Raw genomic sequence first — 21,923 nt, forward strand, 5'->3', positions numbered from 1 at the left:
CGAAATCGCGCAACTTGCGGTGCCGCGAATAGTGGTGACGGTGCAATCCCGAGGATCTACGATTTGGCCATGTCACTTGAGGCTGGTCAGGTGTTTGCTGGTTACACAATCCTGCGGGTGCTGGGCGTGGGCGGGATGGGTGCGGTGTACCTGGCCTCGCATCCACGCTTGCCCCGTGAGGATGCGCTCAAGGTACTTCCGGCGGAGGTGACCACCGATCCGGAGTTTCGCGCGCGGTTCGCGCGCGAGGCCGAGGTCGCGGCAAGTTTGTCACACCCCCACATCGTGCGGATCCATGACCGCGGCGAGGCTGACGGCCAGTTCTGGATCTCGATGGACTACATCGCTGGCACGGATGCAGCACGACTGTTGCGGGAGCACTACCCGAACGGGATGCCACTCAACGAAGTGGTGCCGATCATCACTGCCGTCGGCTCGGCACTCGACCACGCCCATCAGCGGGGACTGCTGCATCGAGATGTCAAGCCTGCCAACATCTTGCTGGCCGATCCGGACGGGCAGGGCCGACGGATCTACCTGGCCGACTTCGGCATCGCGCGGCATATGGATGACGCCGCCGGCCTGACGGCGACCAACATGACGCTGGGCACCGTGGCGTATGCCGCGCCGGAGCAGTTGAAGGGTGAGTCGATCGATGGCCGCTCCGATCAGTATGCGTTGGCGTGCACCGCATTTCACCTGCTGACCGGCAAACCACCCTATGGCGACACCAATCCCGCGGTGGTGATCACCCAGCATGTCAGCGCGCCGCCGCCCTCGATCGGTGCGATTCGCCCCGACCTGGCCGCGCTGGATCCGGTGTTCGCCATGGCGATGGCCAAGGAGCCCGCGGCCCGCTTCGGTAGTTGCCGGGACTTCACCGATCAGCTGAGCCGATTCCTGAGCCAGGGTCCGTCCTACCAGAGCGGGATACCGTTCCCACCCACCCAGCCGGGGCTGGACGTCACGATGCGTGCCCCGGTGCCGCCGCCCGGACCGCCCGTCGGCAAGCGGCGCCGCACCGGCGTCGTCATCGGTGCCGTGGCGGCCGCGGCGCTGCTGGCTGCCGGCGGGGTCTTCGCCGTCGTCAAGTTCACCCACAAGGACAAACCGACCGTGGCCGGGCCGTCGTCCGCCAGCGCGGCGCCCGGTAGCCCCGCGGCCGCGGCCAACACCGGCCCGTTCACGGGTACCTACCGGGTGGAATTCGGTCAGGGCGGCACTCTGGACGGCAAGCCGGCTCCGAGCGTGGCGCCGTCGTCCGCCACCTACGCCGTCCGCTCGGTATGCCGACCCAGCGGGTGCGTGGCGACCGCGGCGCGGCTGACCGGCGAAAGTGGGCTCATCTCGAACCTGGTGTTCGACCAGGTCGATGGGCGTTGGCTGGCGGTCGCTCTCGACCAGAGCCCATGCCGCGGCATGCCCGCAGAGATTTGGGAGGTGTTCGAGCTGCGCCCTGGACCCGATGGCACACTCACCGGCGAATACCGCAACGCCGTCGCGAACGCGTGTAACGGCAAGCGCACCCTGGCGTTCACCCGCACCGGGGATGTGGATGTCAACAGCCTGCCCGATCCTGGCGCACTACCGCCGCGGGTGGCGTCGCCGGCGGAGGCGCTGCACGGTCGCTACCACATCGACCGGAAGTTCTCGAGGCTCATCGCGCCCCAGCAGTCGGACCAGGCGGTCACCACAGACTGCCTGCGCACCGGCGACCGATGCATGAGCTACTTCTACTCCAAGACGGCTGACACGCCGCTGGTATTCAGCAATGGCAACTGGGTCATGGACATCCAGCACCCCGAACAACTCGCAGGCTGCGTGAACCTCAAGGTGGTGACGTCCGAACAGCTGCCGTTGCCGCAACCACCGCAGAACCCCATCACCCGACTGGCCGGACACGGTCACCACGAACAGACCGGCAACTGCTCGTTGAGCGTCGACTTCAGCGAAATTTACACGCGCACAGGAGATTAGCCGCTGCCTAAGGGCGCACTTCGCACGCGAATCGGCGCCGCAGGCCGCTCTGGAGTGCCGTGGAGCACGACCCGGTCTTCGACGAGTTCCTGAGCGGGCCGGTGGGCCTTCGGGCGACGTCATGACGCGCCGTCGAGTGTGGCGGCCACGTACGAAAACCGCCGTTGGTGATCGATACGTAAGCGCCACACTGGCGCGGCCGGTTGGGTCCTCGGGCGACGTCAGGATTACTCCACCAAGCGATTTCGCAGCTCACGCTTGAGTACCTTGCCGTAGCTGTTCTTCGGCAGTTCGTCGACGAACACGTAGCGCTTAGGGCGCTTGAATCGCGCGATGCGTTGCAGCAGGTGCGCGTCGAGCGCCGCGGCGGCGGCCGTGCCGACGACGAATGCCACCACCACCTCGCCCCATTCGGCGTCCGGCGTGCCGACCACGCAGGCCTCCGCGACGTCCGGATGCTCGAGCAGCGCCTCCTCGACTTCGCGTGGATAGACGTTGCTGCCGCCGCTGATTACCACGTCCTTCGAGCGGTCGCGCAGGGTGAGGTAACCGCGCGCGTCGAAGGAACCCATGTCGCCGGTGTACATCCAGCCGTTCCTGAGCGCCTCGCCGGTGGCCGTCGGATTGTTCCAGTATCCGACCATCAAAGCGTCACCGCGGCAGACGATTTCGCCCACCTCCCCGGTGTCCGCCCGGGTGTCGTCGGCGCGCAGCACCGCGACCTCCATGCCGGACCGCGCGTACCCGACCGAACCGAGCGTCGCGTCGTCGGCGTCGTCGTGGTCGCGCCGACGCAGGCCGGTGATGGTCATCGGCGACTCGCCCTGCCCGTAGATCTGGGTAAACACCGAGCCGAACGCGGCGATGGCCTTCTTCAGGCTCTCGACATACATCGGGCCGCCGCCGTAGACGATGGTGCGCAGGCTGTCCGGACGGCCGCGGCCCGTCCCGACGAGCCGCTGCACCATGGTCGGGGCGAGGAATGCGCTGGAACCGGGGTGGTACGCGCACAGATCCAGGAACTCGTCGGGATCGAACGCACCCGAGGCGGGCACCACCTGTCGGGCGCCGCGCAGCACGTAGGGGAGCACGTACAGCCCGGAGCCGTGCGACATCGGGGCGCCGTGGATCAGGCTGCATTGCCCGTCGGGGTCGTCGATGTCGGCGAGATGCGCGACGGTCATCGCGGTCAGGCTGCGGTGCGTCAACATCGCGCCCTTCGAGCGGCCGGTGGTTCCGCTGGTATAGAACAGCCACGCCAGAGTCGACGATTCGGTGGCCGGGGGAGCCGCGGGCGGCGCGGCCCGCCGTCGCGAATAGTCCTCGCTGCCAAGCGTTTCGATCGTAATGCCGGTGGCACCGGCGAGTTCGGCGGCGATCGTGCGGGACGCGAACACCAGCGACGCGCCCGCGTCGTCGATGATCTGCGCCATCTCCCGCGGGTGCAGCTTGTAGTTGATCGGGACCACGACACACTCCGCGGCCCAGATCGCGAACATCAACTCCACGATCTCGGGCCGGTTCTCGGTGGCGATGGCGATCCGGGCGCCCGCGCCGTCCCGCCCGCGGACGGTGGTGGCGACGCGCAGCGCCGTATCCCGCAGCTCCAGCCACGTGCACAGCTGGCGTTCGCCGTGGAAGAGGGCGCCCCGATCGGGGAAGCGCGCGGCGGCCTGGTCGAGCATCGTGAACAAATTCAACGTGCGGCCCATTTCGGAGGTCAGCGTGAAGAGCCAGGGCGGTCGACCGACGCCAGCTCGCCGTCGACCACGATGACACAAACCGACGCCGGTTGCTGTGTTGGGGTCCCGCCGCGGCTGTTTCGGACAATCCGGTCCTATGAATCGACTCGGATGGGCAACAGCCTGCGCGTCGAAGTGACATGATCGGCCAGAGGAGGGGGAGACCTTGCATACTTCACGCCGGCAAACGGCAACCCGGGTCGGCCTGGCTCGACGTGTTTGCCCGAGCCGATACAGTTGGTGCCGATGAGCCGCCCAAACGCGCCTGTCCTGACTATCCGATATGGCGGGGCCGAGCGCACCTTCGCGGCGGGCCACGACGTCGTCATCGGCCGTGATTTGCGGGCAGACGTCCGCGTCGCCGACACGTTGATCTCCCGGGTGCACGTACTGGTGCGATTCGACAAGGGCCGCTGGGTCGCCGTCGACAACGGCAGCCTCAACGGGATGTTCGTCAATAACCAGCGGGTGTCCACCGTCGACATCCGCGACGGCCTGCGGCTCAATATCGGCAACCCGGACGGCCCGGCAGTGACCTTCGAGGTGGGCCGTCATCAGGGCGCGGTCGGGCGTCCGCCCGAGACCACATCCATGCCGACGTTGGACCCGCGTGGCAGCGCGCCGAGCACCGCGGCCTGGACCGGCCCGCACGACCCGCCAACCACGCGGATACCGCCGCCCGGCCGCCGGGGCTCGTCGCCGTCGGGGCCGATGCGGCGCCCGCCGAGCCCGACCGGCCCCCAGCCGCGTCAACCCGTCGGGCAGCAGTCGGCGCCGCAGATCTACCGCGGCGGACGGGCCGCACCGCGTCCGGCCCCTGCGGCCGGCCGCCAGGGCGCGACGTCGATGATGAAGATCCTGCGTCCGCGGGCATCGACGGCGCTGTCGTCGGGTGCGGTCACGATCGGCCGGTCCAACGACAACGACATCGTCATCCCCGAAGTGCTGGCGTCGCGCCACCACGCCACGCTGATCCCGACGACCCACGGCACCGAGATCCGCGACAACCGCAGCATCAACGGCACTTTCGTTAACGGCACCCGGGTCGAGGCGGCGTTGCTCAGCGAGGGCGACGTCGTCACGATCGGCAACATCGACCTCGTCTTCGCCAACGGCTCGCTGGCGCGCCGCGAAGAAAGCCTGCTGGAGACCCGGACCGGCGGCCTGGACGTGCGCGGTGTGACGTGGACGATCGAGGGCAACAAGACGTTGCTGGACAACATTTCGATGGCCGCCCGGCCCGGAATGCTGACCGCGGTGATCGGTCCGTCCGGTGCGGGCAAGTCGACGTTCGCCAAACTGGTTGCCGGCTACACGCACCCGACCAGCGGCACGGTGTCGTTCGAGGGCCACAACGTGCACGCGGAATATGCCTCGCTGCGCAGCAGGATCGGCATGGTGCCGCAGGACGACGTCGTCCACGGTCAGCTGACGGTGAGGCAGGCGCTGATGTATGCCGCCGAGCTGCGGCTGCCGCCGGACACCACCAAATCGGACCGCGAGCAGGTGGTTGCGCGGGTGCTCGAGGAACTCGAGATGACCAAGCACCTCGAGACGCGAGTCGACAAGCTGTCCGGTGGGCAGCGCAAGCGGGCGTCGGTGGCCCTGGAGTTGCTCACCGGTCCGTCGCTGCTGATCCTCGACGAGCCGACGTCGGGCCTGGACCCCGCCCTGGACCGGCAGGTCATGACCATGCTGCGGCAGTTGGCCGACGCCGGGCGCGTGGTGTTGGTCGTCACCCACTCGCTGACCTATCTCGACGTGTGCGATCAGGTGCTGCTGCTGGCTCCCGGCGGCAAGACCGCGTTCTGTGGGCCGCCCAGCCAGATCGGTCCGTCCATGGGCACCACGAACTGGGCCGACATCTTCAGTTCGGTGGCCGACGACCCGGACGGCGCGAAAGCGCGGTACCTGGCGCAGACCGGACCGCCGCCGCCGGCACCGCCGACCGAGGAGCCGGCCGAGCTGGGCGAGGCGGCGCACACCAGCCTGCTGCGGCAGTTTTCCACCATCGCCAGGCGGCAGCTGCGGCTGATCATCTCCGACCGCGGCTACTTCGCCTTTCTCGCCGCCTTGCCGTTCATCATGGGCGCGTTGTCGATGTCGGTACCCGGCGACGTCGGCTTCGGTAAGCCGGACCCGCTCGGCGACGCGCCCACCGAGCCGGGGCAGATCCTGGTGCTCCTCAACGTTGGCGCGGTGTTCATGGGCACCGCGTTGACGATCCGTGACCTCATCGGTGAACGCGCCATCTTCCTGCGTGAACAGGCGGTGGGCCTGTCCACGACCGCGTACCTGCTGGCCAAGGTCTGCATCTATACCGTTTTCGCGGTCGTCCAGTCGGCGATCGTGGCCGGCATCGCGCTCAAGGGCAAGCCGGGGCCAACCCAGGGCGCCGTGCTGCTGGGCAATGCCGGCTTCGAGCTGTTCGTCGACATCGCCGCCACCACCGTCGCGTCGGCGATGCTCGGGTTGGCACTCTCGGCCGTCGCCAAGACCAGCGAACAGATCATGCCGTTGCTCGTCGTCGCGGTCATGTCGCAGCTGGTGTTCTCGGGCGGGATGATCCCCGTCACGGGCCGCGCGGGCCTTGACCAAATGTCCTGGGCCACACCCGCGAGGTGGGGGTACGCCGCGTCCGCCTCCACCATCGACCTGCTCGACCTGCAGGACAAGGTCAAGCAGCTTCCCAAGGATGACCTCTGGCGTCACACCACGGGCGCGTGGCTGTTCAACATGTTCATGCTCGGGTTCATCAGCGCCGCGTATCTGACGTTCGTGCGCTGGAAGATCCGCCTCAAGGGCGGCTGACCGGGCCTAACTCAGGCCCACCTTCTCGCGGACCAGGTCGGTGAGGAAGCGTGCCGTCGAGGCCGGACGGAACGCGCGGGCCGCTTCGGTGAGCGCGTCGCGGGACGCGGTGCTCAGCTCGATATCGGCGGCGGCGACGTTGAACTCGAGTTGCTCGACGCTGGACGCCCCGGGGATGGCGACCACGCCCGGCAGGCTGACCAGCCAGGCCAGCGCCACCTGGGCCGGCTTCGCGCCGACTTCCGCGGCGACGGCGCGCAAGGTCTGCAGCAGCGGCTCGATGCGGCGCAGGTTCTCGGTGCCGAACAGGGGGTTGACCGCGCGCACGCCGCCGGGCCGGTTGTCGGGGCCGTACTTGCCGCCCAGGAGCCCCTGCGCCAGTGGGCTGTACGCGATCACCATGCGGTTCTCCCGCTCGGCGAAGGGGACGAGGTCCTTGAGCGCCTGCGGATGGGCGAGCGAGAAATGCACCTGGTTGCTGACGACGGGACGCCCCAGCGCTTCGTCGGCCTTCTGCCACCGAGCCAGAGAGTAGTTCGAGACGCCGGCGGCGCCGATCTTTCCGCTGTCCAGCAGGTCGCGCATGCCCGGCATGATCACCGAATCGGGGACCACCGGGTTGGGCTGGTGGATCTGATAGAGCGGTATGCGGTCCAGCTGCAGCCGCTGAGCGCTGGCCCTCTCACGCTGCTTGATGACGGCGGGAAACGGCGCAACCGGCATGATCTTGCTGGCCACCGCGACCTTGGCCCGCTCGTCGCCGAGGGCCTCGCCGAGGATCCGTTCGCTCTTGCCCAGGCCGTACACCTCGGCGGTATCGAACAGCGTGACCCCCAGGGCCAAGGCGCGCTGAACGATGTCACGGGCGGCCCCGGAGGCGTACGGGTCCCCGTAGCCCCACTCACGCGAACCGAACTGCCAGGTTCCCAGGCCGATCCGGCTGACCTTTCCAATGCCGTCGAAGTCCAGATATTTCATGCTGCCCACCGTACGGCCTGCAGCGGCGGCCAGCGTCGTCTGCTGTTCACCTTATTGGTGACCAAAGCCCCATGACCGGCCGTCATTGGCGTAATAGCGTGGGCACCGACTGGGAGGAGAGCACATGTCCACAACCGCGCCACGCCACGGCATAGTGGTCGGCGTCGACGGTTCGGCCGCATCGAACGCCGCGGTGTCCTGGGCGGCCCGCGAAGCGGCGCTGCGGAACGTCCCGCTGACCCTGGTTCACATGCTCAACGCGATCGTGCCCGCATTCCCGCAAATACCGTTGCCGAGCGGGGTGGCGGTATGGCAGGAAGAGGACGGCCAGCAGGTGCTCGAGCACGCCGCCAAGATCGCGCGGCACGCCGTGCAGGGGGACCGGCAGTTATCGATAGCCACCGAGCTGAAGACCTCACCGCCGGTGCCGACGCTGGCCGAACTATCCGCAGACGCGGAGCTGGTTGTCGTCGGCAGCAACGGTCGCGGCGCGGTCGGTCGCGTCCTGCTCGGATCGGTCAGTTCGGGTGTCGTGCGCAGCGCAAAATGCCCAGTGGCGGTGATTCGTGAGGAGGGTCCGCCCCTGGCGCATCCCGAGCAGGCGCCAGTTCTGGTCGGCGTCGACAACTCGCCGGCCTCCGAGCTTGCTTTGGCCGTCGCGTTCGACGAGGCGTCGCGTCGCGGTGTCGGCCTGACGGCGTTGCACGCGTGGGGCGATCTCGCGGCGTTCGAACGTGGTTGGCAGGACTGGGAATCCGAGGCACAGCGGGTGCTGGCCGAATACCTGGCCGGCTGGCAGGAGCGCTATCCGGACGTCGAAGTGCAGCGCGTCGTCACCTACGCGCACCCGAGCCGCGAACTGATCGACGCGTCGGAATCCGCTCAGCTGGTGGTGGTGGGCAGCCACGGGCGCAACGCGCTGGCCCGGACGCTGCTGGGCTCCGTCAGCAACGCCGTGGTGCACGCCGTCCGGACGCCCGTCATCGTGGCACGGCAGCCCGCCGACTGAGCGGATCACCGAGTACCTTCTCGCCGCAGTAAATTCACCGAACGACTCGCGTCGGCGTGGAGCAGGGCCCAACGTCCCTATACATCGCTTGCGAGGTTGGCGGATGATGTGGCGATGATCCCAGAGTCCGGCGCCGCGTTGTTGGACACGACCGGTTTGCATCAACTCGTCGAGACACTGATCGATCGGGGTTACCGAGTCGTGGGTCCGACGTTGCGCGATAACGCGATTGTGCTCGCGGAACTCGAGTCGGCGGACGATCTCCCGCGCGGATGGGGCGTAGACGTGGATCCGGGCCATTATCGCCTGCGCCGTCGCGATGACGACGCGGTCTTCGGGCATTCGGCGGGGCCGCAGTCGTGGAAAGCGTTCCTGCACCCGCCACGGCAGCGGCTGTGGGCCGGTACCCGTGACGGAACCAGTACAGCGGAAGGCGAACAGGAGGTCCCGCGCTACGCCTTCCTGGGGGTGCGCGGCTGCGATCTGGCTGCGATCGCGACGCTCGATCGTGTGCTGGGTCGCTCCGAGTACCCGGACGCATCTTTTGCGGGCCGTCGACGGCGCCTCTTCGTGGTCGCGGTGAACTGCACCGAACCGGGCGGGCTGTGCTTCTGCGCATCGATGGGCACCGGTCCTGCGGCGGGGCCCGGGTACGACTTGGCCTTGACCGAACGTCCCGGCGCGGACGGGATGACCTACGTGGTCGACGTGGGTAGCCCCGCAGGCGCCGACGTGCTTGCCGCGTTGCCGCAGCGTCCGGCCAGCGCCGCCGAAGTCAGTTGCGCGCGTGCGGATGTCGAGGCCGCCGCGCACCGCATGGGCCGCCGGATGCCCGACACCGATCTGCGCGACCTGCTGATTCGCTCGCGCGAGTCCCCGCAGTGGGACGAGGTGGCAAGTCGCTGCCTGACCTGTGGCAGCTGCACGATGGTCTGCCCCACGTGCTTTTGCACCAGCACCGAAGACGTCAGCGACCTCACCGGTGAGCACGCGGAACGTTGGCGGCAGTGGGCGTCGTGCTTCGAGTTCGATTTCACCTTTGTCCATGGCGGTGGCAGCGTCCGCCAGTCCGGCGCCTCGCGGTATCGGCATTGGCTGACCCACAAACTGGGAACGTGGCACGACCAGTTCGGCATGTCCGGCTGCGTCGGCTGCGGACGGTGCATCGCCTGGTGCCCCACCGGGATCGACATCACCGCGGAAATGAACAAAATGGCCGGCGATGATGGTTGACGGGCCGGACTGCCTGGCGCCGACGGCTTCGGCCATGGCCCCGGTGCCGTACCGCGTGCGTACCCGGGTGGTGGAGAGCCCGGATTCGGCGACCCTGTGCCTGGCGCCGGTGGCAACGGCGTTGCGCTCGCCGGAGCCAGGGGAATTCATGATGCTCTACGCGTTCGGGGTCGGCGAGGTGGCGATCTCGATCAGCGGAGACCCTACCGTCACCGACGGCTCGATCACCCACACCGTCCGCGCCGTCGGCGCGGTCAGCCGTGCCCTGCACGACGCCGGCCCCGGCACGGTGATCGGTGTTCGGGGGCCGTTCGGCACCACCTGGGGGCTCGACGAGGCCGCCGGCCGGGATCTGGTCATGGTCGCCGGCGGGGTCGGACTGTGCCCGCTGCGTCCCGCGATCCTCGGGGCGCTGGCGCAGCGGTCGCGCTACGGGAAGATGATGCTCGTCGTGGGCGCACGATCCCGGTCCGATTTCCTTTTCGCCGCTCAACTCGAGAAGTGGACCGAAGACCCGCGGATCGAAGTGCATCTGATCGTCGACGCCCCGACCGAAGGGTGGAGCGGAGACGTCGGCCTGGTCACCGAGCCGCTGCGGCGACTGGCGCTGGATGCCGAGCGCACAACGGCGTTTCTGTGCGGACCCGAGCCGATGCTGCGCTTCGGCGCCGAGGCCCTCATGGAGAAAGGCCTGGCCGCCCAAGACATTCGGGTCTCACTGGAACGCAACATGCAATGCGGTGTCGGCTGGTGCGGGCATTGCCAGCTGGGGCCGTTGCTGCTGTGCCGGGACGGACCGGTCGTCGGTTACGACGTTGCGGGCCCGCTCATGCGGGTGAAGGAGCTGTAGATGAGTCCACCCACGTTGGCCGTGTGGAAGTTCGCCTCCTGCGACGGCTGTCAACTGACGCTGCTGGATTGCGAGGACGAGCTGCTCACTTTGGCCGACCAGGTTCAGATCGCCACCTTCGCCGAAGCCTCCAGCGCTGTGGTCGGCGGGCCCTACGACGTGTCGCTGGTCGAGGGCTCGATCACGACCCGTCACGATGAGCGGCGCATCCGCGAGATCCGTGAGCAGTCGAAAGTGTTGGTCACCATCGGTGCCTGCGCGACGGCCGGGGGAGTGCAGGCGCTGCGGAACTTCGCCGACGTCACCGAGTTCGCTTCGGTGGTGTACGCCCAGCCGGAATACATCGACACGCTTGCCACCTCGACGCCGGCGTCGGCGCACGTGAAGGTCGACTACCAGCTGCCGGGCTGCCCGATCGACCGCGGACAGTTGCTCGACACGCTCGCCGCGCTGCTCATCGGCCGCAAGCCCCGGCTACCGGCCAAAACCGTGTGCACAGAATGCAAACAACGCGGCGTGACCTGCGTCATCGTCGCCGAGGGCACGCCCTGCCTTGGTCCAGTGACCCATGCCGGCTGCGGAGCGCTCTGTCCAAGGCACCACCGCGGCTGTTACGGCTGCTTCGGCCCGTCCGCGACGCCGCGGACCGCGACGCTGATCCCACTGCTACGCCGGGACGGCATGTCCGACGGCGACGTCGAGCGGGTGTTCTCGACGTTCAACGTCGCCAGTTTCGCCGCCGAACGGGCAAGCGATGCCTGAACCCGATCGCACGCTCAGTGTCGGGACGCTGACGCGTGTGGAAGGCGAAGGGGCGCTGCACGTCCGGCTCAGGGACGGAGGACTGGAAAGCGTCGAGCTCAACATCTACGAGCCACCAAGGTTTTTTGAAGCATTCCTGCGCGGGCGTGCCTACACCGAGCCGCCGGACCTGACTGCGCGGGTGTGTGGAATCTGCCCGGTCGCCTACCAAATCAGCGCCTGCAATGCGATCGAAGACGCCTGCGGCATAGAGGTGGACGCGGACATCGTCACGTTGCGGCGGCTGCTGTATTGCGGCGAGTGGATACACAGCCACGTCCTGCACATCTACCTGCTGCACGCGCCGGACTTCCTCGGCTATCCGGACGCGATCGCCCTGGCCCGCGATGAGCGCGAGATCATCGAGCGCGGACTGAGATTGAAAAAGGCGGGCAACCGCCTGATGGAGTTCGTCGGTGGTCGGGCGATCCACCCCGTCAACGTGCGACTGGGCGGATTCTATTCGGTGCCAACGCGAACGGAGTTCAAACCGATCGCTGAACAGCTGCGCCGGGCGCTGGACGACGCGCTTGCGACGGTCGAATGGGTCGCGGGGTTCGAATTCCCCGACCTCGAACTCGACCACGAATTCCTGGCCCTCACCGCTGCGGGGGAGTATCCGATCGAGAACGGCACGATCGCCCGCAGCGCCGGATCTGCGTTTGCGGTCGCGGAATTCACCGATCACGTCGCCGAGTTGCAGGTGCCGCACTCGACGGCTCTGCATGCCACGCTCGACGGGGGCTGCTACCTGACCGGGCCGCTGGCACGGTTTTCGCTCAATTCGGCCGCGCTGTCACCGACAGCGGCGCAGGCCGCCGCCGCGGCTGGCCTGTCGGCGCAATGCCGCAATCCCTTCCGCAGCATCATCGTCCGCGCGGTCGAGGTGGTGTACGCGATAGAAGAGGCGCTGCGGATCATCGACGATTACCAGCGTCCGGCGCGTCCGTTCGTCGACGTTCCGTCCCGTGCCGGTGTTGGCCATGGAGTCAGCGAAGCCCCCCGCGGCCTGTTGTATCACCGCTACCGGATCGACGACGGGCTGGTTGCCGCCGCGACGCTCATCCCGCCCACCTCCCAGAACCAGGCGGCCATCGAAGCCGACCTCGCCCGCTTGGTGTCCGGCAACTTGGATCTCGACGACGCCGGGCTGACCATGTTGTGCGAGAAGCTGATTCGCAGCTACGACCCCTGTATCTCGTGCTCAGCGCACTTCCTGACGTTGACGGTGCAACGGATGTGACCGAGCGGATTGCCGTCATCGGCCTGGGCAACAGGTATCGCCGCGACGACGGTGTCGGTGTTGCCGTCGCCACCGCGCTGAGTGCGATGGCATTGCCCGACGTTCGCGTGGTCACCGAAATCGCGGACCCTATGAGCCTGCTCGAGGCGTGGTCGGGCGCCGGACTCGCAGTGGTGATCGACGCGGCGGTGGTGACGCCGTCGGCGCCCGGTCGCATCCACCGGTGCACCCTCGGCGACATGGCCGACTCGTCCGACGGCCTGACCTCGCACCGCGTCGACGTCGTCCGGACCTACGCGCTGGCCCGCGAGCTGGGGCGAATTCCCGACGAACTTGCGGTCTTCGCGGTCGAAGTGGCCGACACCGGGCACGGTGTCGGCCTGACGGCACAGGTCGCCGCCTGCGTGCCGCGGGTGGTCGACATGGTGGTGGCTGAAATCGCCGGCACCCGCGGGCGTCGCGGCCTGACCGCATAGGGTCCAAAGTCATCCGTGGCACCGAGGCCGAGGTGGGACCGAAGGACCATCGACCCTGGCGGACGGATGCGTAAAGCGCGCAGACTGGCGTCATGGCCAACGTAGCGAAGCGGATTGCGGCGACGGCGGCGCTGTTGGCGGCGCTCTACGCGGCGCGTCAATACTTCCGCAACTGGGGTGCGACCAAGGCGGAATCGCGGCTGCGACTTGCGGGCGATGCACTGGTGAGCGATCCGGCCGTCCAGACAACGGAGGCGGTGGACGTCGACGTGCCGGCGACAGCGGTCTGGACCTATCTGATGGGAATGGGGTCCGACCGGGATGAAGCGCAACCGTTGGCGGTGGACGACGTCGTCTGGTTGGCCCCGCCGGAGTGGACACGACTCAAGGACGGTGTCACGTTGCGCGTCGTCGAGATGGTGCCCGAACAGCACGTCGTGTTCTCAGTGACACAGCCGGACCTGCGCTGGGATGCGGTGTGGTCCATTCATCTCCTGCCGCACTGGGATGACCGCGTCCGGCTCGTGAGCCGTCTCCGAATCGCGCTGCGTTATCCCGGCGAAGTGCTTGCGACAGAGCTGGCGAGTCCGCTCATCGCGCTGGGCAGCCGGGGAATGTTGCTGGAGATCAAGCGGGGAGCGGAGCGGCTGCCGGCAACCGAGCCGGCCGGCCCGCGCGCAGCCGAAACCGCCTGACAGCAGTATTCGTTCAGCCACCCCGGGGAGGATGGGGACATGAGTGAGGCAATCCCGCTGGGACGTATTGCCGGGTTTGCGGTGAAGGTCCACTGGAGCGTGGTGGTCATCCTCTGGTTGTTCACCTGGAGCCTCGCAACGACGTTACCCGGTGTCGCCAAAGGGTATTCACACGCGAGCTATTGGCTGGCCGGAGTGTGTGGAGCTGTGGTGCTACTGGGTTCACTGCTGGCCCACGAGCTTGCGCACGCCATCGTCGCCCGGCGCTCGGGGGTAACCGTGGACAGCGTCACGCTCTGGCTGTTCGGCGGGGTCACCAGGATGAATGGTGAGGCGAAGACGCCCGGGGCGGCTTTCCGCGTCGCAATCGCGGGCCCGGCGACCAGCCTGGTGCTGGCCGCGGGATTCGCCTCGCTGGCGGCGATGCTGGTCAGCATGCAGGCCGCGGCGATTGTGGTCAGCGTCGCTTGGTGGTTGGCCGGCATCAACACGCTTCTCGGTCTGTTCAATCTGTTGCCGGGGGCGCCGCTGGACGGTGGTCGAGTGCTGCGGGCATACCTGTGGCGGCGTCACGGTGACAGCGTGCGCGCGGCGGTCGGCGCGGCGCGCGCCGGGCGGGTCGTCGCCTTTGTCTTAATCGCGTTGGGACTGGCCGAGTTTCTGGTCGGCGGCGTGATCGGTGGGGTGTGGTTGGCATTCATCGGGTGGTTCATCTTCTCCGCAAGTCGCGAGGAGGAAGCGCAGGTCACCGTTCGCCAGGCGATCTCGGGACTGCGCGTCAGCGATGCGATGACCGCTCATCCGCGCACGGCGCCGGCCTGGGTCACCGTGAACGAGTTCATTGAGCGCTATCTCCTCGGCGACCGGCACTCGGCATACCCGGTCGCCGACCACGACGGGACGATCATCGGATTGGTCACGCTCAGCCAGCTGCGCGACGTTGCTCCTGCCCAACGGGCGACGACCAGCATCCGCGAGATTGCGCTGCGCCTGACGGATGTGCCGACCGCGGAACCATCCGAGCCGCTGAGCGTCCTGATCGAGCGGTTGGGGGCTTCCCGTCACTGCAGCCGCGCCCTGGTCGTCGACGCGAGCGGCGTGGTCGGCATCGTCACGCCGAACGACCTGGCACGCCTGATCGACGTCTACCGGCTGGCCCATCCCGCGCGGGTCTAGCGAACGACGATCACCGGCACCCGCGCCATCTGGGCGACAGTTTCGCCCACCGCACCCACGAGCATGTCGGCGAATCCACCGCGACCGCGGTTGCCGACCACCCCAGCTGGGCAGTTCGCCCAGAGCGATTCGACGGTTCACGCAGTGGGCGGGAGGTTCCCTGTCGAGACCTGGGCATCCGCCTGCGGGTGACCCGACAGGGGACGCCAGCCGATGTAGGTCAGATAAATGCCGGCCACCGCGAGGGCGACGCTCACGGCGATCCAGAGGGAATTGATACCAATGGTGGCGTCGGCGACAGACCTGAAGACGTTGGGAAATGCCAGCAGAATCAACCCACGCAGCACGATCATCCAGCCCAGCACCGAGACGATCACCGCCGCGGCGCCTCGCCAGTAGGGGTGCAGCGCAACGATGACGAGGCCGATCAAGAGGATGAAAGCGCCAGTCACCCACGACCACGAGGAATTCAACTCGAACTCCGAGACCAGCGTCCGCATCTCGGACGCGCGTGCCACGACCGTGACGCCGAGGATAGCCGCGTACGGGCCGAGAATCCGGGCGAACACGTGTGTCCTCGGCTGCACCTGCGTCGAACTCATCGTCATGCCTCCTTGCTGAGCCTCACTTACCTCAACCACACCACTCGGCGGAAGTTCGCAACAGGGACTGAAGTCCCTCAGCCTCCAGGACATTCGTCGCGAATCGGGCCCTAAGGCCACGACTAGAGGACAAACGACCCTGGCCGCCGACGAAAGGTGTGCCTATCGTCGGGGTAACCGCGTGCGACCGCGTCAATGGGGTTATCCGGAAATGAATTCACTCGTGCCTGACGGGCCAGCCGCTCCGCCGCGATCCACAGCCATACCAATTTTGGTGGATGTGATTGTGCCGCAGGAACCATCGGCACCATGCGCTTCGGAAGCGGGTCAGCCGTGAAGATCAGCCAGCGCAGGATGGCCGCACCGCGCAGGGGCGAGCGGGTGTTGGTGGGTGTTGATTCCCCGGCAACCCGCCCCGTCGGCGTGCTGATTCTGTTGTGCGCACTGGGGGGATTGGCGTTGCTGGCGGTGCGCGATCGGCCCGGTGACGATTGGTTTGCCGCGGGCCGTTTGGGCTGGTCGGTCGCGGGTCTGGTGGCGCTCGTGTTGATTGGCCGCGGCATTATTCTGGGTCGTCCGCTCACCGCGGGGCATGCCCTGGCGGCGTGCGGGGCAGTGTGCGCAGGCATCCTTGCGGACCTGCTGTCGTTCGGCCTGCTGGGCAACCTCCTGGTCGCGGCCTCCGGCTTCGTGCTGACATGGCCCACGCCCTCCCGGCCACAACCGGAGTTGTTGACGCAGGTGTGGCGGCTCGTCGACGCCACCCGGGGGGATCCACTGGCGCCGTTTGCCATGCATTCCGGCAAGAGCTATCACTTCAACAGCCAAAAAACGGCGGCGATCGCCTACCGCGCCAGATTGGGTTTCGCCGTGGTCAGCGGCGATCCGATCGGTGATGCCACCCAATTCGACGCCCTGGTAGGCGACTTCGCCCGCATGTGCCGCCGCCGCGGCTGGCGGATCATCGTGCTGGCGGCCGGCGAGCGGCACCTGAATCTGTGGCGAAGGGAGCTCCTCGGGCAGCCGATGCTGGCCGTGCCGATAGGTCGCGACGTGGTCGTCGACGTCCGCCGCTTCGCGTTGGTCGGGCGGCGCTATCGCAACCTGCGCCAAGCCGCGCAGCGCAGCCACAACGGTGGGGTCACCACCGAAATCGTCGAGGAGCAGGCGCTCGACAACGCGCTGGCGGCCGAACTTGCCGAGGTCCTCCTCGCCGCACACCGCACTGCACACACCGAGCGGGGATTCTCGATGAATCTCGACGGGGCACTCGAGGGGCGCTTTCCCGGCGTCAAGCTCGCCATTGCGCGTGACCGGACGGGGCGGGTGGCCGCGTGGCACCGATATGCGACCGCCGGGGAAGGTTCGGAGGTCACGCTCGACGCGCCGTTCCGGCGTCCCGGTGCTCCCAACGGAGTTGACGAACGGCTTTGCGTCGACATGATTGCCGATGCGAAAGCACATGGTGCGGAGCGCCTTTCGTTGGCATTCGCGGCGTTCCCGGAGATTTTCGAGGCTTCGCGCCGCAATTTGTGGCAGCGCGTGGCGTACCGCTTGATCCATCTGCTGGACCCGCTGATCCGGCTCGAGTCCCTCTACCGATATCTGCGAAAGTTCCACGCGTTGTCCGACCGCCGTTACGTGGTGTTGTGCACGCACCACATCCCGGCCGCGTTGGTGGTGCTGCTGTCGCTGGAGTTCATGCCCCGCCCGCGCCATATGAAGCTGGGGCAACGCCAGGCGGGGACCCCTTAGGCGCGGTCCGCCTCCTGCGTGCCGGGCGCGCCGAATCGGAACCGGCGTCCGGTTACCCGGTCGGGTCGTATGCGCACGTAGTGCGTCTTGGCGCTCGCCGTCCACGGCAAGAGCTGAGCGCGTTCGGCCTCGTCGATCTCCTCGTCGGTGCGAAGCGAGCGCGCTCTGCCCTCGACGATCACGCTCCAGCCCTCGGCGACGTCGTGATCGTCGACTTCGAACACCACTTGGTTGTTGATGGCGGCGCTGACCAACTTGGTGCCCTCCGCGGTGCGGAACAACAACGTCCGACGCTGCACGGCGAAGTTGACCGGAAAGATCTGTGGCCGGCTATCGACGGCGGTGACCAACCGCCCGAGCGACACGCTTTTCAGGAGATCCCAGCACTCGTGCTCGGGCAGGATGGTGACCCCATCGCGGTCTCCCGACATCAGCCGACCCCTCTCAAGTCTCGGTACGTCACAACCATGAGGCTATTGATGCCGGCTGCGCAATAGCTCTGGGCGAAAGTCCCGTCCGTTGAGGACCAACGTCGTTCAATCGTCGGCGCCCGGCACTCGCCGCCGCAACATTGACGAAAGTCACCAGTCGACGGTCGGTGGTCGTTCGGCCGGGCCGAATGCCGTGAGGAGGGGACCAAGGACCCTGGTGTGCGCGGTCACCCATGCCCGATCGTCGAAATCACAGGAAGGCAGGTGAGTGCATTGACCCACACGACGGTGGACACCGGGGTGATCGAGAGGGCAGTGGAGTTGGCTTGCCGCGCCCCGTCGCTGCACAACAGCCAGCCGTGGCGCTGGGTCGCGGGCCGCACCAGCATCGACCTGTTCGTCGACCCCCGACGGATGGTGACCTCGGCCGACAACTCGGGTCGCGAAGCGATCATCAGCTGCGGCGCCATGCTCGACCACTTCCAGGTCGCGATGGCGGCCGCCGGCTGGGAGACCAATGTCGACCGATTCCCCAACCCGAACAACTTCGATCACCTTGCCTCGATGGATTTCGCGGCCACGGACTATGTCGCGCCGGCCCGACGTGACCGCGCCGACGCGATATCGCGCCGCCGAACCGACCGACGCCCCTTCCGAGCAACGAAGGAGTGGGCGAAGTTCGAATCGGTGTTGCGTGGCTCGTGCAACGTCGATTCGGTCAGCCTCGATGTGCTCGCCGACGATGCGCGGCCCCGACTCGTGGAAGCTTCGCGGCTCACCGAGGCCCTGCGCCGCTACGACGACACCTATCATCAGGAACTCGACTGGTGGACAGCGCCTTCCAGAGAGGCGGAGGGGATACCCCGCAGCGCGCTGGCGTCGGGGGCCGCGGCTCGGGCGGTCGACGTGAACCGCGCGTTTCCGGCCGCCCGGGACGGCGAGGCCGGTGCGGGAGGGCGTGATCACGCCAAGATCCTCGTGCTGTCCACACTCGGGGACACCCGCGGCGACGCCTTGGACTGCGGCCGGGCGCTATCGGCGGTCCTGCTGGAATGCGTCCTGGCGGGATTGGCAACATGCCCGGTAACGCACCTTACGGAGACGGATGTCGGCCGTGACGTCGTTCGGGAGCACATCGGCGACAGGGCGGCGGTGCCTCAGGTGCTGGTTCGAGTCGGCGTCGCGCCTCCCGGCGATGTCCCGGCACCCACGCCGCGGCGGCCGTTGAGCGATGTGTTGGAGATTCGTCGCTGAGCCCTGTTGGTTCGAGGTATTCGTAAGGAAGTGAAATGGCTTCTCACACAGACGATCCGCCGCGACTGACGGACGCAGATGTCGACGGGCTCGCTTGGGGATTCGTCAACTCGGTCTACGCCGACGACATCTATGCGGAGTGGCCGCTGGACCGCCGGCTTGACGGCTTTCTGCGTCGCCGTGCCCTCGACCGCGTCGTCGACGACGGAGACGCATACGACCTCGTACTCGATCGCGTCATGGCCTATATCGGCGCGACGCCCCCCGCCGGGCCGACGGCCGATGACCAGCCCGACGAACGGCCCACCGGCAGGGGACTTCCGTCCCTACCGTCGCCCCAGCCGGATTGGTCGAATGGAGATTGTCAATATGGCGATTTCGAGATCTAGGAGACAGTCATGGGCACCCTTTCCGTTCAGCGTCAAGCGAGGTCACTGTTCCCCGAGTTCGCTGAGTTGTTTGCGGCGTTTCCGTCGTTCGCGGGTGCGCGTCCCGCCGTGGATCCGCGCGTGATGCGGCTGGAGGACGAGATGGAGAACGGACGGTATGTCGTCCGTGCCGAAATGCCAGGCGTCGACCCCGCCAAGGACATCGACATCACGATCCGCGACGGGCAATTGACCATCAGGGCGGAGCGCAGCGAGAAGAAGGAATTCAACGGGCGTTCCGAGTTCTCCTACGGCTCATTCGTGCGCGCGGTGTCCCTGCCCGCGGGTGCCGACGACAACGACATCCAGGCCACCTACGACAAGGGCATCCTGTCCGTTTCCGTGGGTATGACCGAGCCGAAGCCGGCCGAGCGCCGGGTTCAGGTTCAGTCTGCAAATTGAGTGCGGTGCGCGATGACTAGTGCGACTGAGGTCACCCGGCGCTCACCGCGGCGCGTGTTCCGCGACCGTGGCGAGGCCGGCCGGGTGCTGGCAAGTCTGCTGAGTGCCTACCGTGACCGGCCCGACGTGATCGTCCTGGGTCTGGCGCGGGGCGGGGTGCCCGTCGCCTGGGAGGTTGCGGCCGCGCTCCATGCGCCGTTGGATGCCTTCATCGTGCGCAAGCTCGGAGCACCCGGCCACGAAGAGTTCGCGGTGGGAGCACTGGCAAGCGGTGGCCGCGTCGTCGTCAACGACGATATGGTGCGCGGATTGCGGATCACCCCACAGCAACTGCGCGATATCGCCGAACGCGAGGGCAGGGAGTTGGTCCGCCGTGAGGCCGCCTACCGCGGTGGACGTCCGCCGCTGGATATCGCCGGCAAGACGGTCATCCTGGTCGACGACGGCCTGGCCACCGGCGCGAGCATGTTCGCGGCGGTGCAGGCATTGCGCGAAGCCGAGCCCGCGCAGATCGTCGTTGCCGTGCCCGCGGCCCCGGAGTCCACCTGCCGCGAGTTCGCCGGCCTGGTTGAGGACGTTGTCTGCGCATCCATGCCGACGCCGTTTCTCGCGGTCGGGGAGTCGTTCTGGGATTTCCGCCAGGTCACCGACGACGAGGTTCGTCAGCTGCTCAACACCCCGACGGCAACGGGCTCGGCCAGCCGACCGGCCGGGCCCACCGCCGCCGAGGTCGTCGCCGCCGTCGCCATCGACGCGCCGGCGGGCGTTCCCCCGCGGGATGCGCTCGAGCAAGTCATCGGCGATGCGCGCATCGTGTTGATCGGCGAGAGCTCGCACGGCACGCACGAGTTCTACGACGCGAGGGCCGAGATCACCAAATGGCTGATCGAGGAGAAGGGCTTCTGCGCGGTCGCCGCGGAAGCCGATTGGCCCGATGCATACCGGGTGAATCGCTACGTCCGCGGATTGGGCGAGGACAGCAATGCCGATGAGGCGCTGAGCGGCTTCGAGCGGTTTCCGGCCTGGATGTGGCGCAACACCGTTGTCCGCGACTTCGTCGAGTGGCTGCGCACCCGCAACCGGCGCTCGGAATCGAATGGTCAGCGACAGGCCGGCTTCTACGGCCTGGACCTGTATAGCCTGCATCGCTCGATGCAGGAGGTGATCGCCTATCTCGACACGGTTGACCCGAAGGCCGCCGCGCGGGCGCGGCAACGCTACGCCTGCTTTGACCACGCCTCGGCCGACGACGGTCAGGCGTACGGCTACGCGGCGGCGTTCGGGGCGGGTCCGTCTTGCGAACGGCAAGCCGTCGAGCAACTGGTTGAGCTGCATCGCAACGCGATGGACTATGCGCGCAGGGACGGGCTGCTGGCCGAAGACGAACTGTTCTACGCGCAGCAGAACGCTCAAACGGTGCGTAACGCCGAGGTCTATTACCGCGCGATGTTCAGCGGGCGCGTCAGCTCGTGGAATCTGCGTGACGAGCACATGGCGCAGACGCTCGCGGCGCTGCTGGCGCATCTGGACCGTCACGATGAGAAGCCCGCGCGAATAGTGGTGTGGGCCCACAATTCTCATGTCGGGGACGCCAGGGCGACCGAGGTATGGGCGGACGGTCAGCTCACGCTCGGTCAGCTTGTCCGTCAGAGGTACGGCGACGAGTCCCGCCTCATCGGTTTGAGTACCTATTCGGGCACCGTCACCGCCGCCAGCGATTGGGGTGGTGTCGCCGAGCGAAAGGCGGTCCGTCCAGCGCTGGACGGGAGCGTCGAAGAGCTCTTCCATGAGACCGGCAGGAGTCCGTTCCTGGTGTCGGCCCAGATCAGCCCGGAGGCCGAAGATCCGCTGAGCGCAGTCCGATTGGGCCGCGCCATCGGCGTGATCTACCGGCCCGAGACGGAGCGGCAAAGCCACTACTTCCACGTTCGCCCCGCGGATCAATTCGATGCCATGATTCACATCGACAGCACTCGTGCGCTCGAGCCGTTGGAGCCCACGAGTCGTTGGGTCGCCGGCCAGACCCCGGAGACGTATCCGAGTGGCCTTTAGGACCCAAG

19 protein-coding genes and 1 pseudogene are annotated in these 21,923 nt (G+C 67.5%); 15 read left to right on the plus strand and 5 right to left on the minus strand.

Annotation, left to right across the window (positions count from 1 at the left end; translation table 11 throughout):
- Positions 1-69: 69 nt before the first annotated feature.
- On the plus strand, positions 70-1,977 hold the full coding sequence (locus AC5Y5V_RS11720; RefSeq protein ID WP_499934612.1) for a serine/threonine-protein kinase: 1,908 nt from the start codon (positions 70-72) through the stop codon (positions 1,975-1,977).
- A gap of 227 nt (positions 1,978-2,204) precedes the next feature.
- Here AC5Y5V_RS11720 and AC5Y5V_RS11725 read toward each other — a convergent pair whose 3' ends face one another.
- Positions 2,205-3,689 (minus strand): AMP-binding protein, encoded by a 1,485-nt coding sequence (locus tag AC5Y5V_RS11725; protein WP_499934615.1) that lies wholly within the window; start codon positions 3,687-3,689, stop codon positions 2,205-2,207.
- 270 nt (positions 3,690-3,959) lie between these two features.
- Here AC5Y5V_RS11725 and AC5Y5V_RS11730 point away from each other — a divergent pair, with 270 nt between their 5' ends.
- Positions 3,960-6,530, plus strand: coding sequence for an FHA domain-containing protein (locus AC5Y5V_RS11730; protein ID WP_499934618.1), 2,571 nt, complete (start codon positions 3,960-3,962; stop codon positions 6,528-6,530).
- Positions 6,531-6,536: 6 nt separating this feature from the next.
- On the opposite strand, the gene AC5Y5V_RS11735 is transcribed toward AC5Y5V_RS11730, so the two are convergent.
- Positions 6,537-7,508, minus strand: a complete 972-nt coding sequence (locus AC5Y5V_RS11735) for an aldo/keto reductase (RefSeq protein WP_499934621.1) — start codon at positions 7,506-7,508, stop codon at positions 6,537-6,539.
- A 124-nt stretch (positions 7,509-7,632) separates the two neighbouring features.
- On the opposite strand from AC5Y5V_RS11735, the gene AC5Y5V_RS11740 reads away from it, so the two are divergent.
- The 8 genes from AC5Y5V_RS11740 (at position 7,633) to AC5Y5V_RS11775 (ending at position 14,991) form a co-directional block, all read left to right on the plus strand.
- A complete protein-coding gene (locus tag AC5Y5V_RS11740; RefSeq protein WP_499934625.1) occupies positions 7,633-8,517 on the plus strand; it encodes a universal stress protein in 885 nt (294 codons plus the stop codon).
- 114 nt (positions 8,518-8,631) lie between these two features.
- On the plus strand, positions 8,632-9,750 hold the full coding sequence (locus tag AC5Y5V_RS11745) for a 4Fe-4S dicluster domain-containing protein (RefSeq protein WP_499934629.1): 1,119 nt from the start codon (positions 8,632-8,634) through the stop codon (positions 9,748-9,750).
- On the plus strand, positions 9,743-10,600 hold the full coding sequence (locus AC5Y5V_RS11750; RefSeq protein ID WP_499934882.1) for an FAD/NAD(P)-binding protein: 858 nt from the start codon (positions 9,743-9,745) through the stop codon (positions 10,598-10,600). The genes AC5Y5V_RS11745 and AC5Y5V_RS11750 overlap by 8 nt, the downstream gene beginning before the upstream one ends.
- Positions 10,601-11,362 (plus strand): NADH-quinone oxidoreductase subunit B family protein, encoded by a 762-nt coding sequence (locus AC5Y5V_RS11755; RefSeq protein WP_499934633.1) that lies wholly within the window; start codon positions 10,601-10,603, stop codon positions 11,360-11,362.
- Entirely contained in the window at positions 11,355-12,644 is a 1,290-nt protein-coding gene (locus AC5Y5V_RS11760) for a Ni/Fe hydrogenase subunit alpha (protein ID WP_499934636.1), read from the plus strand. Before AC5Y5V_RS11755 ends, AC5Y5V_RS11760 begins: the two co-directional genes overlap by 8 nt.
- Complete coding sequence (locus tag AC5Y5V_RS11765) at positions 12,641-13,120, plus strand: hydrogenase maturation protease (RefSeq protein WP_499934639.1); 480 nt, start codon at positions 12,641-12,643, stop codon at positions 13,118-13,120. Before AC5Y5V_RS11760 ends, AC5Y5V_RS11765 begins: the two co-directional genes overlap by 4 nt.
- A gap of 92 nt (positions 13,121-13,212) precedes the next feature.
- Positions 13,213-13,815: an SRPBCC family protein gene (locus AC5Y5V_RS11770; protein WP_499934642.1), complete on the plus strand. Its 603-nt coding sequence runs from the start codon at positions 13,213-13,215 to the stop codon at positions 13,813-13,815.
- A gap of 39 nt (positions 13,816-13,854) precedes the next feature.
- Positions 13,855-14,991: a site-2 protease family protein gene (locus AC5Y5V_RS11775; RefSeq protein ID WP_499934646.1), complete on the plus strand. Its 1,137-nt coding sequence runs from the start codon at positions 13,855-13,857 to the stop codon at positions 14,989-14,991.
- On the opposite strand, the pseudogene AC5Y5V_RS11780 reads toward AC5Y5V_RS11775, so the two are convergent.
- Both AC5Y5V_RS11780 and AC5Y5V_RS11785 read right to left on the minus strand, forming a co-directional pair.
- A pseudogene (locus tag AC5Y5V_RS11780) lies at positions 14,988-15,092 on the minus strand (universal stress protein); the annotation flags it as partial. The gene AC5Y5V_RS11775 and the pseudogene AC5Y5V_RS11780 overlap by 4 nt on opposite strands.
- Before the next feature lie 36 nt (positions 15,093-15,128).
- Positions 15,129-15,593 carry a hypothetical protein gene (locus AC5Y5V_RS11785; protein ID WP_499934650.1) on the minus strand — a complete coding sequence of 155 codons (465 nt, stop codon included), beginning with the start codon at positions 15,591-15,593 and terminating at the stop codon, positions 15,129-15,131.
- Between the two features lie 309 nt (positions 15,594-15,902).
- On the opposite strand from AC5Y5V_RS11785, the gene AC5Y5V_RS11790 reads away from it, so the two are divergent.
- Positions 15,903-17,348 (plus strand): bifunctional lysylphosphatidylglycerol flippase/synthetase MprF, encoded by a 1,446-nt coding sequence (locus AC5Y5V_RS11790; RefSeq protein ID WP_499934655.1) that lies wholly within the window; start codon positions 15,903-15,905, stop codon positions 17,346-17,348.
- Here AC5Y5V_RS11790 and AC5Y5V_RS11795 read toward each other — a convergent pair.
- Positions 17,345-17,779 (minus strand): pyridoxamine 5'-phosphate oxidase family protein, encoded by a 435-nt coding sequence (locus AC5Y5V_RS11795; RefSeq protein ID WP_499934659.1) that lies wholly within the window; start codon positions 17,777-17,779, stop codon positions 17,345-17,347. The genes AC5Y5V_RS11790 and AC5Y5V_RS11795 overlap by 4 nt on opposite strands.
- 273 nt (positions 17,780-18,052) lie before the next feature.
- Between AC5Y5V_RS11795 and AC5Y5V_RS11800 the strand changes: the two genes are divergently transcribed.
- From AC5Y5V_RS11800 to AC5Y5V_RS11815, 4 genes are read left to right on the plus strand one after another with little or no spacing between them, the layout of a single operon-like run.
- Positions 18,053-19,033 (plus strand): Acg family FMN-binding oxidoreductase, encoded by a 981-nt coding sequence (locus AC5Y5V_RS11800; RefSeq protein ID WP_499934886.1) that lies wholly within the window; start codon positions 18,053-18,055, stop codon positions 19,031-19,033.
- 35 nt (positions 19,034-19,068) lie between these two features.
- Entirely contained in the window at positions 19,069-19,422 is a 354-nt protein-coding gene (locus AC5Y5V_RS11805) for a hypothetical protein (RefSeq protein ID WP_499934660.1), read from the plus strand.
- A 9-nt stretch (positions 19,423-19,431) separates the two neighbouring features.
- Entirely contained in the window at positions 19,432-19,863 is a 432-nt protein-coding gene (locus AC5Y5V_RS11810) for an Hsp20/alpha crystallin family protein (protein WP_499934664.1), read from the plus strand.
- Between the two features lie 12 nt (positions 19,864-19,875).
- Positions 19,876-21,915 carry an erythromycin esterase family protein gene (locus AC5Y5V_RS11815; RefSeq protein ID WP_499934666.1) on the plus strand — a complete coding sequence of 680 codons (2,040 nt, stop codon included), beginning with the start codon at positions 19,876-19,878 and terminating at the stop codon, positions 21,913-21,915.
- Positions 21,916-21,923 lie beyond the last annotated feature (8 nt).

This window comes from Mycobacterium sp. NGS68, assembly GCF_059812195.1.

Bases quoted from the DNA above. Each gene is read 5' to 3' on its own strand.
- AC5Y5V_RS11785 (WP_499934650.1), bottom strand. From the start codon at position 15,593: ATGAGTTCGACGCAGGTGCAGCCGAGGACACACGTGTTCGCCCGGATT.
- AC5Y5V_RS11755 (WP_499934633.1), top strand. From the start codon at position 10,601: ATGAGTCCACCCACGTTGGCCGTGTGGAAGTTCGCCTCCTGCGACGGC.
- AC5Y5V_RS11775 (WP_499934646.1), top strand. From the start codon at position 13,855: ATGAGTGAGGCAATCCCGCTGGGACGTATTGCCGGGTTTGCGGTGAAG.
- AC5Y5V_RS11735 (WP_499934621.1), bottom strand. From the start codon at position 7,508: ATGAAATATCTGGACTTCGACGGCATTGGAAAGGTCAGCCGGATCGGC.
- AC5Y5V_RS11720 (WP_499934612.1), top strand. From the start codon at position 70: ATGTCACTTGAGGCTGGTCAGGTGTTTGCTGGTTACACAATCCTGCGG.
- AC5Y5V_RS11760 (WP_499934636.1), top strand. From the start codon at position 11,355: ATGCCTGAACCCGATCGCACGCTCAGTGTCGGGACGCTGACGCGTGTG.
- AC5Y5V_RS11805 (WP_499934660.1), top strand. From the start codon at position 19,069: ATGGCTTCTCACACAGACGATCCGCCGCGACTGACGGACGCAGATGTC.
- AC5Y5V_RS11745 (WP_499934629.1), top strand. From the start codon at position 8,632: ATGATCCCAGAGTCCGGCGCCGCGTTGTTGGACACGACCGGTTTGCAT.
- AC5Y5V_RS11815 (WP_499934666.1), top strand. From the start codon at position 19,876: ATGACTAGTGCGACTGAGGTCACCCGGCGCTCACCGCGGCGCGTGTTC.
- AC5Y5V_RS11750 (WP_499934882.1), top strand. From the start codon at position 9,743: ATGGTTGACGGGCCGGACTGCCTGGCGCCGACGGCTTCGGCCATGGCC.
- AC5Y5V_RS11740 (WP_499934625.1), top strand. From the start codon at position 7,633: ATGTCCACAACCGCGCCACGCCACGGCATAGTGGTCGGCGTCGACGGT.
- AC5Y5V_RS11770 (WP_499934642.1), top strand. From the start codon at position 13,213: ATGGCCAACGTAGCGAAGCGGATTGCGGCGACGGCGGCGCTGTTGGCG.
- AC5Y5V_RS11725 (WP_499934615.1), bottom strand. From the start codon at position 3,689: ATGGGCCGCACGTTGAATTTGTTCACGATGCTCGACCAGGCCGCCGCG.
- AC5Y5V_RS11795 (WP_499934659.1), bottom strand. From the start codon at position 17,779: ATGTCGGGAGACCGCGATGGGGTCACCATCCTGCCCGAGCACGAGTGC.
- AC5Y5V_RS11810 (WP_499934664.1), top strand. From the start codon at position 19,432: ATGGGCACCCTTTCCGTTCAGCGTCAAGCGAGGTCACTGTTCCCCGAG.
- AC5Y5V_RS11790 (WP_499934655.1), top strand. From the start codon at position 15,903: ATGCGCTTCGGAAGCGGGTCAGCCGTGAAGATCAGCCAGCGCAGGATG.